This window comes from Neochlamydia sp. TUME1 (genome assembly GCF_000813645.1).
In the GTDB taxonomy this organism is placed as follows: Bacteria; Chlamydiota; Chlamydiia; order Chlamydiales; family Parachlamydiaceae; genus Neochlamydia.
The window spans coordinates 1-14,987 of the sequence record NZ_JRXI01000092.1; the positions used below are offsets into that span (position 1 = coordinate 1).

The 14,987-nt window shown below is 37.9% G+C and carries 12 protein-coding genes and 1 pseudogene; all 13 read left to right on the top strand.

Annotated elements, in window-relative coordinates; translation table 11 throughout:
* Nucleotides 1-113 precede the first annotated feature (113 nt).
* On the top strand, nucleotides 114-326 hold the full coding sequence (locus tag DB41_RS04010) for a hypothetical protein (protein ID WP_039384601.1): 213 nt from the start codon (nucleotides 114-116) through the stop codon (nucleotides 324-326).
* 469 nt (nucleotides 327-795) lie between these two features.
* Complete coding sequence (locus DB41_RS04015; protein WP_039384603.1) at nucleotides 796-1,053, top strand: type II toxin-antitoxin system prevent-host-death family antitoxin; 258 nt, start codon at nucleotides 796-798, stop codon at nucleotides 1,051-1,053.
* A 276-nt stretch (nucleotides 1,054-1,329) separates the two neighbouring features.
* Complete coding sequence (locus DB41_RS10645; protein ID WP_052243879.1) at nucleotides 1,330-2,568, top strand: YihY/virulence factor BrkB family protein; 1,239 nt, start codon at nucleotides 1,330-1,332, stop codon at nucleotides 2,566-2,568.
* A 194-nt stretch (nucleotides 2,569-2,762) separates the two neighbouring features.
* Nucleotides 2,763-3,542 carry a 3-deoxy-manno-octulosonate cytidylyltransferase gene (gene kdsB, locus DB41_RS04025; protein ID WP_039384606.1) on the top strand — a complete coding sequence of 260 codons (780 nt, stop codon included), beginning with the start codon at nucleotides 2,763-2,765 and terminating at the stop codon, nucleotides 3,540-3,542.
* A complete protein-coding gene (locus DB41_RS04030; protein WP_039384607.1) occupies nucleotides 3,518-5,137 on the top strand; it encodes a CTP synthase in 1,620 nt (539 codons plus the stop codon). The genes kdsB and DB41_RS04030 overlap by 25 nt, the downstream gene beginning before the upstream one ends.
* Entirely contained in the window at nucleotides 5,134-5,625 is a 492-nt protein-coding gene (gene ruvX / locus DB41_RS04035) for a Holliday junction resolvase RuvX (RefSeq protein WP_039384610.1), read from the top strand. Before DB41_RS04030 ends, ruvX begins: the two co-directional genes overlap by 4 nt.
* Nucleotides 5,615-6,142, top strand: coding sequence for an EVE domain-containing protein (locus DB41_RS04040; protein ID WP_042238818.1), 528 nt, complete (start codon nucleotides 5,615-5,617; stop codon nucleotides 6,140-6,142). The genes ruvX and DB41_RS04040 overlap by 11 nt, the downstream gene beginning before the upstream one ends.
* A gap of 196 nt (nucleotides 6,143-6,338) precedes the next feature.
* On the top strand, nucleotides 6,339-7,814 hold the full coding sequence (gene zwf / locus DB41_RS04045; RefSeq protein WP_368730541.1) for a glucose-6-phosphate dehydrogenase: 1,476 nt from the start codon (nucleotides 6,339-6,341) through the stop codon (nucleotides 7,812-7,814).
* A gap of 140 nt (nucleotides 7,815-7,954) precedes the next feature.
* Complete coding sequence (gene pgl, locus DB41_RS04050; RefSeq protein WP_039384616.1) at nucleotides 7,955-8,722, top strand: 6-phosphogluconolactonase; 768 nt, start codon at nucleotides 7,955-7,957, stop codon at nucleotides 8,720-8,722.
* A 376-nt stretch (nucleotides 8,723-9,098) separates the two neighbouring features.
* Entirely contained in the window at nucleotides 9,099-10,079 is a 981-nt protein-coding gene (gene tsaD, locus DB41_RS04055; RefSeq protein WP_039384617.1) for a tRNA (adenosine(37)-N6)-threonylcarbamoyltransferase complex transferase subunit TsaD, read from the top strand.
* A gap of 386 nt (nucleotides 10,080-10,465) precedes the next feature.
* Nucleotides 10,466-12,994, top strand: coding sequence for a leucine-rich repeat domain-containing protein (locus DB41_RS04060; protein WP_162180911.1), 2,529 nt, complete (start codon nucleotides 10,466-10,468; stop codon nucleotides 12,992-12,994).
* 489 nt (nucleotides 12,995-13,483) lie between these two features.
* Nucleotides 13,484-13,642 carry a 50S ribosomal protein L33 gene (rpmG, locus tag DB41_RS11230; RefSeq protein WP_079979843.1) on the top strand — a complete coding sequence of 53 codons (159 nt, stop codon included), beginning with the start codon at nucleotides 13,484-13,486 and terminating at the stop codon, nucleotides 13,640-13,642.
* Between the two features lie 61 nt (nucleotides 13,643-13,703).
* Nucleotides 13,704-14,987: pseudogene (locus tag DB41_RS04070) on the top strand (ABC transporter permease); the annotation flags it as partial.

A 14,987-nucleotide genomic window follows, 5' to 3' on the forward strand; every position in this document is an offset into this window, starting at 1 on the left:
TGGGAAAGGGGTGGATTTAGAGTATACTATTAAACATAGAAGATTGAGGGATCCTATTGTTGTTATTCATTTATTCCAAAAATGGACAAGCAAACTTATCCTAAGAAGAGAAATTGGAGTTAAAGCAAATAGCTAAAGCAATTAAAAAAGTATCAAATATGAGTAAATTATTTAAAGGACTTAAAAAAGGGCTGGAAGAAGCTTTAGCATTTTCAGAAAGAAAGGTTACGCTTAAATCAGAGCTTATCGAAATCCCAGAGCCTCTAAATAAATATAAGGCTATCGATATTAAGAGAATCAGAGAGAAAAATCATTATTCTCAATGAATTTTTGCTAGAGTATTAAATGTAAGTATAGAGACAGTTTAATCTTGGGAATCCGGAACTCGCGTTCCAAGTCATGCAGCACTGCGACTTTTAGAAATCGTAGACAAGGTTTTTATGGTCCTCAAATTTCTAAGCCTCTATAATTGTGATGGTTTCATGACAATATGGCTTTGAAAACGCCTCCTAAATGATCTTTAAAATGGCTTTTACCTAAATTTCCCTCATTTTTCATTTGGTCAATAGAAAGTTTTATTGCCTGACACATGTGTATTAGCGCTCTTATCCACTTGCTCACTTTAGTGCTCTCCTTTCATCTTTCTTAAGAAGAAAAATTGAAAATTTTTTCAAGTGACTATTTTCAAACCGTTTAGAGGAATAGTTGCCTGTCTACAAAATATTTTACCGAGTATATAAGTTTATATTTTATATATTCGGTATGTTATACTTGGAGAGTGAAAGGAGAGGTAATATGAAGAACATAAGAAGTATCTCAGCTACTCAAGCAAGAAAGCACCTAGGAAAGATTCTCGTAGAGGTCAATTACCATAAACAACGTATTCTTCTTACCAATCACAAGAAACCAGTGGCGATAGTACCGATTGAGGATTTAGAAACTTTGGAAGCCCGAGAGGTTGCTCAAGATATTCATGAAGCAAAAAAAGCTTTAAAAGAGATTGAAGCAAAGGGTACTATTTCTCTGAAAGAGATGAAAAAACGATTAGGCTAAAGCCACGATGACAAAAGCTACGTATACGATCAAATGGGCGTCTAGGGTAGGAAAGTAGCTTAAAATAATCCCAAAAATATCAGATAAATAATTTTTGGACGAATACAAGAAGTAGAAAAGAATTCTCGCGCAAAAACTATTGAGCAGTTGCAAGCAGTAGATATTAGTTTTACATTGCTTTTTAACGGCAATTAAAGGCCAAAGCCTTTTTTTTCTTGCTTAGGTTATTACTAGCTAGTGCTTGCATAACTTTAAGGTTTGATATAATCTGCATCTATGAAAAGAATATGGAAACTATTTTGTCATACAGTTAAAGGTTTTTATGAAGATGACTGCAACGCACGTGCAGCAGCATTAACCTACTTTACTTTAATGTCTATTGTTCCCGTGCTTGCCGTAATTCTTGGTCTTGCTCGAGGTTTTGGCTTTGCCCCCTTTTTAGAAGAAGTTATCAAAGAACAACTTAGCAAGCAGCCTGATATTGCTAACTATACGATTGACTTTGCGTATAGCCTTTTGGAAGAAACGAGTAGTACCTTGATTGCTGGTGTGGGAGTGGTATTACTATTATGGACTGTTTATAATATCTTGGGAAATGTAGAAGAAGCTTTAAATGATATCTGGAAAATTCCTCGGGCACGCTCCTGGATAAGGAAAGTTACCGACTATATTGCAGCCATTATTATATGCCCCTTATTTTTTGTCGTTTCAAGTAGCCTAACTATTTATCTAAAAACCCATATTGTAGAAATTTCTGGAAAAGCAGTTTTCTTTGAATATCTATTTATTCATTTCTTTCCCTTTTTGATAACTTGGATGTTATTTACATTTTTATATTTCTTTTTGCCTAATCGAAAGATTTCATTTAAATATGGGATGCTTGGCGTACTTGTAGGAGGAACAGCCTATCAGCTTATCCAAACGTTTTATATTAACATACAGTTAAAACTTTCTAGCTATGGGGCTATTTATGGAAGTTTCGCAGCTTTGCCTTTATTTTTAATATGGTTAAATTTAAGTTGGATGATCATTTTAGCTGGAGCCGAATTGGCCTACCAAGCAGAGATTATGGCGTGGAATTATGCGCCTACGCGTAAAGGCAGCCCTCCAATCCTAACTTGTCGACGTGTGCTAGCTCTTATGATTATTTACAGCTGCATTCGTAATTTTTGCGAAGGCAAAACCCCCTATACTATTCATCAGATTTCAGATAAGTTTGGGGTAGCCAAGATCAAGTTAGCAGAAATTATCGAAATTTTAACTCACTATAAGATTCTTTCAACAACAGACTATTATTCTGATGGAGAGATTTATTATCAGCCTGCTCGCGATGTCAATACTATCACTTTAAAAAATGTAGCCGATATTTTTCCCGCCATAGAGAAAGAGGTAGTGTGTATTTATAGAAATCCTTCAGTTTCTTATTTTGAAGAATTACTTGCTAAATACGATAAGAAGACTACAGAGATGCAGGAAAATTTACCTTTAAGCGCTATTAACTTGCAAAAGCTATGAAATTTTCATCTATCGGCCTTCTATGATTGTGGCTGCATGAGTTCCCCTCCCCTATCAAAAAGAACTCCTAATCACTCTTAGTTTTCTTCGTATAAACAGCAGCAGTTTGCAGGCAGTAACATCCTCTTCGAATAACTCTTGAATTTATGGATCCAATGCAATAAACTGCTTTTTTATAAATTTTAAGAGAAGAGATGTCGGAAACAAAACTACCGAAAATTATCGGCATTATCCCCGCACGTTATGGGAGCACCCGCTTTCCCGGAAAGCCTTTAGCAACTATTTTAGGCAAATCACTCATCCAACGAACTTACGAAAATACCAAAAAATGTCTTTCTTTAGATGAAGTTTTCGTGGCGACAGATGATAGAAGAATTTTTGAGCATGTAGAAAGCTTTGGAGGCAAGGTTATCATGACTTCTTCTGGCTGTCCCACCGGCTCAGATCGACTAATTGAGGCTGTACAAAATACTCCTATCTTTAAAGAAGCCGCTATAGTAGTGAATATACAGGGAGATGAACCTTGCTTAGAACCTTCTATCATTCATGAAGTGGTTCAGCTACTGCTCCAAGATTCAAATAATGTGATGTCCACAGCTGTTACGAAGATTCATTCAGAAGCTGAGGCTTTAAATCCCTTTGTTGTTAAATGCTGTTTAGATCGACAAGGAAATGCTCTTTACTTTAGCCGCTCCTTAATCCCTAGTAATCCCTCAGCAAAATTTGATCCTCGCACGGTTTACTTTAAACATATTGGAATCTACGGATTCCGTCGAGAATTCTTATTTACCTATGGTAAGTTAGGGACTACTCCCCTGCAACTAGCAGAAGACCTGGAGCAGCTTAAAGTTTTAGAGCATGGATACAAGATAAAAGCCGCGATAGTTGGAAGTGCAAGTCTTAGCGTTGATCATCCCGAAGATATAAAAAAAATTGAGTCACTATTATTATGCAAACAAAATATTTGTTCATAACAGGCGGAGTTTGTTCATCTCTTGGAAAAGGGTTGACGGCTGCCTCTATTGCGATGCTGCTTGAAAAAAAAGGCCTCAAAATTGCCTTACTTAAATTTGATCCTTACTTAAATATAGATCCCGGTACGATGAGTCCTTATCAACATGGTGAGGTATACGTAACCGATGATGGAGCGGAAACTGATCTTGACCTGGGACATTATTATCGCTATACCAACTCTCCTTTATCGCATGCTTCCAATGCCACTTCAGGGCAGATTTATAATTCAGTAATTCGTCGAGAGAGGCAGGGAGATTATCTAGGAAAAACAGTGCAGGTTATCCCTCATATCACCGATGAAATTAAGCAACGTATTCATATTTGTACTAAACAAGAAGAAAATATTGATGTTGTTTTAGTGGAAATAGGAGGAACAGTAGGCGACATCGAATCGTTACCTTTTTTAGAAGCTATCCGTCAATTTCATAATGAAAATAAAGGCAACTGCTTAAATATACATCTGACTTATGTCCCTTACTTAAAAGCAGCAGGAGAAGTTAAAACCAAGCCCTCCCAACATTCTGTACAAGTTTTAAGAGAAATTGGTATTTTTGCTGATATTATTATCTGTCGTTGCGAGAATCCTTTATCTGAAGAAGTTAAAGATAAATTAAGCCTTTTTTGTAACGTTAGCCGCCGAGCAGTCATTGACGAAGCAGATGTTGAATCGAGCATTTATGAAGTTCCTTTAAAGCTACATGAGCAAAATCTCGACTCAATGATTTGTGAAATGCTTCATTTGCCTAATAGGCCTGTTGACTTAGCTGATTGGCAAGGAATCCTTGATACCATCCATCATCCTAAGGGAACGATTACTGTAGGAGTCATTGGTAAATATGTGCAACACCAAGATGCTTATAAATCGGTTTTTGAATCTCTGCATCATGGAGCTATTTCTTTAGGTTATAAGCTAGAAATCAAATGCTATGAAGCTGATAAATTAGCAGAAGAGGGAGTGGATCTAGAAAATATAATCAAAGGATGCGATGGTTATTTGGTTCCAGGAGGCTTTGGAGAAAGAGGCTGGATGGGAAAAATCTTTTCGGCAAAATATTGTCGCGAGCGTAAAATCCCTTATTTTGGCATTTGCCTTGGCATGCAAGTGATGGCCGTAGAATTTGCAAGACATGTAATTAAGCTGGAAGATGCTAACACAACCGAAGTAGACCCCTTTACAAAGAATCCCGTGATCTCTTTGCTAAGTGAACAAAAAGTTGTTCAAGATATGGGCGGTACTATGCGATTGGGAGCTTATAACTGTTATTTGAAGGCAGGATCAAAAGCCCATCATGCCTATAAACAAGACAAAATTTCTGAAAGGCATCGCCATCGTTACGAGTTTAATAACAAATATAAAGAGCAGATGGAAAAAGCTGGTTTTATCATTTCTGGTACACTGGAATCTGCCTCGCTATGTGAAATTGCTGAAATTAAAGATCATCCTTGGATGGTAGGTGTACAATTTCATCCTGAATTTAAATCTAAACCTACCCAAGCGCATCCTCTATTTAAATCTTTCGTGCAAGCCATGATTGATTATCAGGCCAAAAAATGAGCGACGTCCAAGTAGAAAAGCCTTCAATCACTCGCATTGCAGCTTTAGACTACGGATTAGCACGCATAGGCATCGCTGTTTCTGATGAGAGTAAGACGATTGCATTACCTTTTATGACGCTTGGCTGTGAAAAAAAAACAAGCGATACTGCTAAAAAGCTGGTTTTACTTTTAGAAGAGCATCAAAAAGCTAACCATTATACTCTGCTTGAACTAGTTATAGGGCTGCCCCTTTTAATGAATGGAAAAAGAGGTTATCTGGCGGATGAAACTCAATATTTTATAAGCCTATTAAAAAATTTACTCTCTATTCCTGTAGTTTCTTGGGATGAACGGCTTACATCTGTTCAAGCTGAACGTACGATGAAAGAAGGGAAGCTAAATCGCAAGAAACGTGCTAAATCTGTTGACAATGTTGCGGCTATCATTATCCTACAAAATTATCTTGATCATTTGAAATTACGTCATGGTGGGACATATGGCTTCTAACACTCAATATTGGTTAATGAAAACCGAACCCTCGGTTTTTTCTATCGATGATTTACAACGTGAAGGATTTTCAGAATGGGAGGGTGTAAGGAATTTCCAAGCCCGCAATTTTATGCGTGATAGGATGAAAGAGGGTGATTTAGTGCTTTTTTATCATTCTAATGCAAAGCCTTCAGGTATAGTAGGTATTTGCCGAATATGCCGGGAAGCTCATGCTGATTTCACCGCATGGGATAAAGATAGCCCCTATTATGATCCTCAAGCTACCCCCGATCATCCTATTTGGATGATGGTAGAAGTAGAGTTTGTAAAGAAATTTTCCCAAGTTATCGCTTTATCTGAGCTAAGAAAATACCCCCAGCTTGAAGGGCTAAAAATTTTGGAGAAAGGCTCCCGTCTATCTATTACTCCTGTAGAAAAAAAACATTTTGAATTTATTGAATCGCTGGGGCAATTAAGGGTTGAATCAGATCAGAATATATGTTCTTCTCAAGCTCAACCTACCCAATCTACCTAAGGTCACTATCAATCAAGGCCTACGATCATATCTTCATTTGTAGTGAAATATATTGAGCCGTTTGTTAAAAACACAGGTAAAGAATACCTATTTCGAGGAGACTTTTATGTCGACAGCTACATTTCCGATTGCTAAAGAGTCTTCCCCTGCTCTTACCGAGGTCAATCGTTCTCATAGAACAGCTACCCCCTGTATCATGGTAATCTTTGGTGCCACAGGTGATCTGACTGCCCGTAAGTTAGTACCTGCCATTTATAATCTCAATAAAGAAAAATTGCTTCCCTCTCACTTCGCCTGTGTAGGCTTTGCACGCCGTAAAAAAACGGATGAAGACTTTCGCCAGGAGATGATGGAGGGAATTAATAGCTTTTCACGTACAAGGCCGGTAGATAAGAGTATGTGGAATACTTTTAGCGAGCAATTGTATTATCATATGGCCGAATTTCATGAAGATGAAGGGTATATAAGGCTAGCTAAGCTACTTGAAGACCTAGATATTAAATATGGAACAAAAGGAAATAGAGTTTTTTATCTATCGACTCAGCCTAGTTTTTTTCCTCTTATTATTCAAAAGCTGAGCCAACATAACCTTATTTACAACGAGATAGAAAGCCCTGATAAATGGTCGCGAGTGATTATTGAAAAACCTTTTGGCTTTGACTTAAAGTCTGCCAAGGAGCTGCAAAAAGAAATATCTCAGTATCTAAACGAATCACAGATCTATCGCATAGACCATTATCTAGGTAAAGAAACTGTCCAAAACCTCCTAGTATTTCGTTTTAGCAATCCTCTTTTTGAAGCCATTTGGAATAATAGCCACGTCGATAATGTCCAAATTACAGTAGGCGAAGAAATAGGCATTGGCAACCGCGGTCGATTTTTTGAAGAAGCAGGCATGCTAAGAGATATCGTTCAAAATCATATGATGCAGCTTCTCTCTCTTGTTTGCATGGAACCTCCCAATAGCCTTAAAGCTGAAGCCATTCATAATGAAAAAGTCAAAGTGATTGAATCTATTCGCCCTTTTTCTATAGATCAGATGGATCGCTTAATCATCCGCGGACAATATGGCCCCGGCCTTATCAACGGCCAGCCAGTCAATGGATATAGGCAGGAGGAAAACGTGCATCCTCAATCCTCAGTAGAAACCTATGTAGCTCTACAGTTATTTATTGATAACTGGCGCTGGTCCGGCGTGCCTTTTTATCTTAGAGCAGGTAAAAGGCTTCCTAAAAGAGCTACAGAAATAGCTATTACTTTTAAAGCTGTACCAGGCTTTCTCTTTAATGATGCAGGTAAAACAATTGAACAGAACGTCTTAGTTATACGCATTCAACCTGATGAAGGAATTTCTTTAAAAATTAATTGCAAAGTGCCTGGTATTAATAACCCTATCCAACCTGTTAAGATGGATTTCCAGTATGGCTCTTATTTTGGCGCCACCCCTCCCGAAGCTTATGAACGGCTAATCTTAGATTGCATGTCGGGAGACAACACTTTATTTGCACGGGCAGATGAAGTGCTAGCTTCCTGGAGGTTATTATCACCTATCCTCCACCACTGGCAAGATAATCCTCTCCCCTGCTTCCCGAATTATGCTGCCGGGACCTGGGGACCTGAAGAGGCTAATCAATTGCTAGTACAAAGTGGAAGAAAATGGAGTTTAATTTAATCTTCCTAACTTTTTAAAGTGAGAAAAAGCAAGGTAGTTGTAAAAGATTAGTTAGAACGAGTAAAGATAAATAATAAGTTTTTTATCTTTGAGAACATTCATGATACGCTAGGGTAAAATCAAAAAAATATTTAGGTCTTATGCTAAATTCCTCTTGGAAAACTAAAATACAAGTGTTTGATGATAGAAGAGATGTGGTAGCTGCTGGAAACTACCGAGAAGCACTCCTTTATTCTGTGGAACAATTCATTGAGCTTGCGAATGCATGCATTGAAAACCAGGGTTACTTTGCCGTAGCGTTATCGGGAGGAAGTACTCCTAAAGCTATTTTTCAACTTCTTACCTCTTTAGAAAACCGCGGAAGAATTGACTGGTCAAAAGTCCTGCTATTTTGGAGCGATGAGCGTAGCGTGCCTCCCACTCATCCAGAGAGTAATTACTTAAATGCTATGGAAGCAGGCTTTAATGCATTGCCGCTGAAAGCGGACAATATCTTTCGGATGCAAGCTGAAAATAATATAGAAGAGAATGCTTGGCATTATCAAGATTTGATTCAAACTAAGATTCCAAAAAAAAACTTTGATGCCGTGCTTTTAGGTATGGGAGAAGATGGGCACACTGCTTCACTTTTTCCTCAGACAAGTGGCCTGCATGTACGCGATCGCTTAGTTATCGGTAACTTTATCCCTCAAAAAAACACATGGCGCATGACTCTTACTTATGATTGCATTAATGCCGCTTCATACATTTTGTTATATGTATTTGGAAAAGGCAAAGAAGATATGGTCTTTCAAGCATTAAAGGGGCCTTATAACCCCGAGCTAATCCCTGTGCAAAAAGTTGGTACACCCACTCACAAAGCCTTATGGGTTTTAGATGATAACTCTAGATCTTTGCTGGCAAAATGAATCCTTACTATATTTAAAAGTTAAATATGCATTTTAAAATATAAGAGTGTTGATTAGAAATATATCTTAGCTTGCTAACTTAAAATAAAGGATTTTATAAAGGCATGGGCAGACAGTACTTAATGTAGCTTTTCTTAAAAATTTTTGCTAGCTAGCTTTAGCTGCATTTCACCAAATAAAATTCTCGTCTGGCTTATTTATTAAAAGCAAAAAAGCCTACTTGAATGGTCTTAAAATAGCTCGACTAGAATGATAAGCTCATTATCGATCTGTCATTAATCTATCTTTCCTTTTTTGCATTTGAATAGAGCCAAGCTATCATCCCAAAAAAATAGAATAGATTTACAAATAGCCTCTGTAGTAACTTATATTGCTTATGCTAGTCCTAGGAATTGAAACAACATGTGATGAAACTGCCTGTGCGGTAGTAAAAGACGGAAGAGAGATTCTTTCTAATGTCGTCTTTTCCCAAATTGACTTACACCAAAAGTTTGGGGGCGTTGTTCCGGAGCTAGCTTGCCGTAAACACGTCGATGTGCTTTTTCCTGTCATCGATCAAGCTCTCCAAGAAGCTAATTGCAAACTTGAAGATATCGACCTTTTTTCAGTTGCCTATGGTCCCGGGCTGATCGGCGCTGTGCTTATAGGCTTAAATGCTATTAAAACAATAGCACTATGTATGAACAAGCCTTATGTAGGTGTCAATCATGTAGAAGCTCATCTATATGCTGCCCTCATGTCAAATCCTCATGCCGAATTTCCCTGTCTTGGTATTGTTCTTTCTGGAGGGCATACGAGCCTTATATATATGCACGAGATAGGGAAATATGAATTGATAGGCCAAACCGTAGATGATGCAATTGGTGAAGCTTTTGATAAAGTGGCTAAAATCATGGGATTGCCCTACCCTGGCGGCCCTCCTATTGAAGTGTTAGCGGAGAAAGGATCTAGCTTGCGCTATCCTTTAAAAGCAGGCACTGTAAAAGGTAAACCATTTGACTTTTCTTTTAGTGGCCTAAAAACTGGAGTTTTATACACTTATAACTTAACGTCTGATAAATCTGATTTAGCCGCCTCCTTTCAATATGCCGCTTTTGCCGACATTTTGAAAAAAACTATACAGGCTGCAGAAAAATATAATTGTAAAACTTTAGTCTTTGGTGGTGGCGTCACTAATAATAAAGCGCTGCGTAAGATGTTTATAGAAAAAGGTAGCCACTATACACAATATTGGCCATCTCTTGGGCTAAGCTTGGATAATGCAGCTATGATAGCGGGGCTAGCTTACCACATTTATAAACATAAAGGAAAAGGAGATGACTTGACGCTAGAAGCTGCTACCTCCATTTCTTTTTAATCCATCCTAAGAAGGTGCTCCGAAACCTATCTTTTTCTTAACATAGTCCTAGGCCGTTGAAGTATAAATCATAGCTTGTGAAGTTGTTGGTAAGTATTCATCATCCATTTCTATGCTTATAAAGATTTACCCTCAAGAAAAGAGACTGCTTTTATAAGAATAATTATTTTCTTTGAATGTATAAAAGTGATTTACTTAAAAAATAATAGATAGGATGTTAATTTAAGGTAACATCTTCTAGCATTTTTTTGTTTATCGGATAATAGTTGCTAAAAAATAAAAAAAAGATCACATTTATCATAAATAAGTCTATGCAATTTAGTAAAAAATCAAGTCTAACTTGATCTTGAAGAAAAAGTCTAATTTATATCTTAATGGAGCTTAATATGATGCCGCCAACTTTCCCTTCTAGCACTCAGACAACTGTTCGTGCCATACCTACAGAGAATACAGAAGATGCTCATGTAGGAGAACCAGCAAAGCAGGCGGTTACTTCGTTGCCTTGTGGGCATACTCTCAACAAAGACGATGAGATTCACTGTTTAGCTTGTCATAAGCTTGGCCTTCGGGATAGCAAGGTTATTGAAAAGTATACACCCAACTACGACGTTCTACCAGCCCTCTTGCAGGACAAAAATAATTCTAAAAAAGGAGAATTCGAATCATTTCTAAAAGATTTAGTGAAAAAAGACGCCATGCAATCAATTCATACATATGAAAAATCTCAAGCTAATTATGAAAACCTTTTTAAACAGCTTGATCCTAGACTCTTATCAAGGATAGGAATAGATTCTTTGGTCCTAGGTGACTTAAATCTAAAAAAAATATCAGATAATCAAGAGGAAGAGTTACTCTACCAGGAAAGCAAAGAGCCAAAGGGTAAAGAAAAAGTAAGTGATAAAGAATCGGAAGAATTATTAGAAGAAATTAACAAAGTTAGGCAATTTGGAGCAGAGAAACTGCAGCAGATTCACCCAAGCTCTTCTCCGCTTTCCCCATTAGCTCCTCAACCTTTTATTTCTACCTCTTCTTTGCCTACACCTCCGACTAATTTGCCTACAGGCCCAACTTATATTCAAGTTCTTTCTCCTCAATCTACCATCACCATTTCGATGTCCTCACTTTACAAAGAAATTCTCCAGATTCATTTTCCTGAAGAGAACGGGGATTTTACAGAGCAAGCTAGCATTTTAGATAAAATTTACAAAATTAAGCCAGATTGCTCGGTTGAAGAGAAAGTCGTTCATATCTTTTCGAAACTTTTTACTTTAGCGGCCTATCTTGCCCCTGTAGAGCTTGAAAAGACTCCAAAAAAATCCAGGGCTTTTACTCTTTCTAATTATTCCTCTTATCTACTGAATATCAACCGTCTCTTACTATGGCGCAAGCTACCTGGAGGAGCAGAGTACTTAAACCAACCAAAAATTAAAGCCCTATCTTTAAAAGAAAAAGGAGAGCTATTAAGCCAATGGATTGAAGTTCATGCTAAAACTATTACACGCTTAGATTTGAATTTTTCCGGCTTAACCTTGTTGCCATCAGAAGTTGGAGAGCTTTCTCAGCTACAAGAGCTTTGTATAGGCGGCAACCAGCTAACCATTCTTCCTGCCTCTATCGGTCTCCTCTCTAAACTTAAAAAACTTGTAGCATCAAATAATCACCTGATAGCTCTTCCCCTAGCTATTGGGCAGCTTTCTCAGCTGCAGCAACTGTATTTAAGCCATAATCAGATAAACACTCTCCCTGCAGCCATTGGACAGCTTTCCCAGCTGCAATCCCTCTCATTAGAAAATAATAAGCTAGCAGTTCTACCCCCTGAACTCTTTCAGCTTTCTCAATTACATCAACTTTCCTTAGATCGTAATAGACTAACTGTTCTTCCTAAAGAAATTGGGCAGCTTCCTCGTTTACGGCAGCTAGGCTTAAACGATAATTATCTAACCGCTTTACCTACAGAAATAGATCAACTTTTTGAGCTTAGAGAGCTTGGATTGAATAATAATCATTTAGCCTCCCTGCCTACAGCTATCGGACAGCTTTCTAATCTGGAATGGCTAACATTAGCTAATAATAATCTAACTGCTATTCCTCCAGCTATTGGGCAGCTTACGGGGCTGCAAATGGTGGACTTAAGTCGCAACCAATTAACTACTCTACCTACACAGTTAGGGCAACTTTCTCTACTGCAAGAGCTCTACTTAAGCCACAATCAACTAACCATGATTCCTCCCGCCATAGGGCAGCTCACTGCGCTTCGTGTACTGGATTTAGACCACAACCAGCTAAATACTTTACCTATAGAAGTAGGACAGCTTTCTAAGCTGAAAAATCTTAAATTAAGTCACAACCGGCTAAGCATTATTCCTAAGGCTGTGGGGCAGCTCTCTAAATTACAAGAGCTTTACTTAAGCTACAACCAGCTAACTGCCATTCCTACAACGATTGGCCAACTTACTGAGCTTCAAACCCTCGGTTTAAACCATAACCAATTAGCTTCTATTCCTACCGACATAGGAGAGCTTCTTCTGTTAAAAGTGCTTGATTTAAGTGATAATGAGTTAAATGCTCTTCCTGCAGCCCTTGCACAGCTGTCTCAGCTGCAATCGCTTCACTTAAGCAATAACCAATTAACTTCTATTCCTAAAGCTATTGGACAACTTCCTTCTCTACTGCACCTGGACTTAAGGCGCAACCAGCTAGCCATTTTGCCAGCAAAATTAAAGCTTCCTGCACTGCAAACGATTGACTTAAGCTACAATCAGCTAGCTACCATTCCTGCAAGCTTCAGTCAGTTTTTACAGTTGCAGCAGCTTTCCTTTAACAGCCAGTCGATAATAACTCCCCCTCCTCAAGTCCCTAATCTTAAAAATCTTATACTAGAAGGTAATCCCGTTCATGAAAACTTTATGAAATAATAGAAAGTATTAAAACGATTAGGTAAGTTTCAAGTATTTAAATGTAATAAATGCAAAAGGAGAGGAAGTGCTTCTTAGCAAATCAGCAAGCATAGTGCGAATCATTGTATAGGTTTTAGCTTGTGAATGCTTAGCTAAGCATATTTGGGTTAATAGAATTCCAAATCCCTCTCCTCTCATGGAACCTGCCGTATTGAAAATCATTAAAAAATTTAAGTTCAATTTTTTCATAGAAAGGTTAATAAGCTGTTAGCATTTAACATCTTCTTTAATAAAGCTTGGGAGTTAAAGATAAGGGGCCTACTATCAAGGATCGACCCATACCCTCTTCTAATTCATTTATAAGAAATCTTTTTATGGGGTTTACCGCAAGGGAATTTCTTTTAACAGGAAGTGCTTGTTTTAACATTTAACTCTTGAGATAAAATGCTATTTAGCCATATAGTTATAGGTTTATAAATTATGTTGAAAGTTTTCGGAGTTTAAAAAATGGCCAGTAGAAAAAGAGAAAAAATTAAGCTTAAAAGTTCCGCCAGTCACTACCATTATCATACAGTTAAAAACAAGACAAATAGCCCCGAGCGTATGACCTTAAATAAGTTTGACCCAGTGGTACGTAAGCACGTTGAATTCAAAGAAACCAAATAATCTTAAGGGAAAGATAGACCTTTCCCCTTCCCTTTAAATCCCTATTTAATGACGGACAAGCATGTTTGAATTATCTGTCGCATGCAAATATTTAAGGCCCCGCTGGCGGCAATTGTCTGTGTCTATTATTAGTTTAATTTCCATATTAGTCATCGCACTTGTAGTATGGCTAATCGTAGTTTTTTTTTCTGTAACAAGTGGTTTAGAAAAACGCTGGATAGAGAAATTAATCGCTCTTACTGCACCTGTCCGCCTTACGCCCACTGAAGCTTATTATAATTCCTATTATTACCAAATTGACAGCATTAGCGAGAACTCTAACTATACCTTGAAAACTATTGGTGAAAAATGGCGAGCTGATCAGTCGGATCCCTACGACCCGCAGCTTGATATAGAAGTTCCCTCTAATTGGCCTAAGCCTGATAGGGAAGAGGACGGATCGCTAAAAGATCCTGTAAAGAAAGCTTTTTTTATTATCAAGAATTTGCCTTACTCTCCCTCCATAAAAGCACGTGATTATGAAGTTTGTGCGAGCAATTTGCGTCTTCGTATGCTTCGAAAAACCCCTGAGACTAATCCTACTTTAACACAAGCCTTCTTATCACAGGCTACTTACCTAGGATCTCTAGATAATGAAAATTTGGCTATTTTAAAAGCGACGCTCCCTATTTCAGATGCTGATATTAACAATTTACTTTATACTCTTTCTATTGCCTCTGAAAATGTCCAAGAAGATCATCCCGCTTCAGCTGATAGTGTTAATCAGCAACTCTTAAGAGAAAGATTGAAAACTTTTTTTAAGTATACTGAGGTTAATTGGCTAAAAACTCCTCCTGCTGGATGGGCTCTTCCCACTGTCCTTCAAAAAAATGCCTCGCTACCTAAACAACTTCCTGGGGGTTTCCAAATGAGCGCCCTGCCCATTTTGGAATCATTAGATAAAATCCTCTATCTACAAAAAATACTATTTGATGTGAATTTTGAAGTGGAAGGACAGCAAGTTAGCGGACGTATTCCTATGGGAAATTTGCTGATTGCCCATCCTAAGATAAAAACTCATTTTAATAACTCTCCTCCCCTTTCTCCTTTTTGGTTTTACAAAGCAGGCAATTCGCAAGAAGATTTAAAGGTGTTTTTACCTAAAGATGCTGCTTTGGGGGAAGGGATTTTGCTACCCAAACCTTTTCGTGAAGCGGGAGTGTTGCTGGGTGATCGCGGCTATATTTCCTTTCAAACCCCTACTGTAAGTGCTCTGCAAGAGCAACGCATTCAGGTGTTTGTAGCTGGCTTTTATGATCAAGGCTTAATTCCTGTTGGGGGCAAGTTTATTTTGGTAAACGAGGCC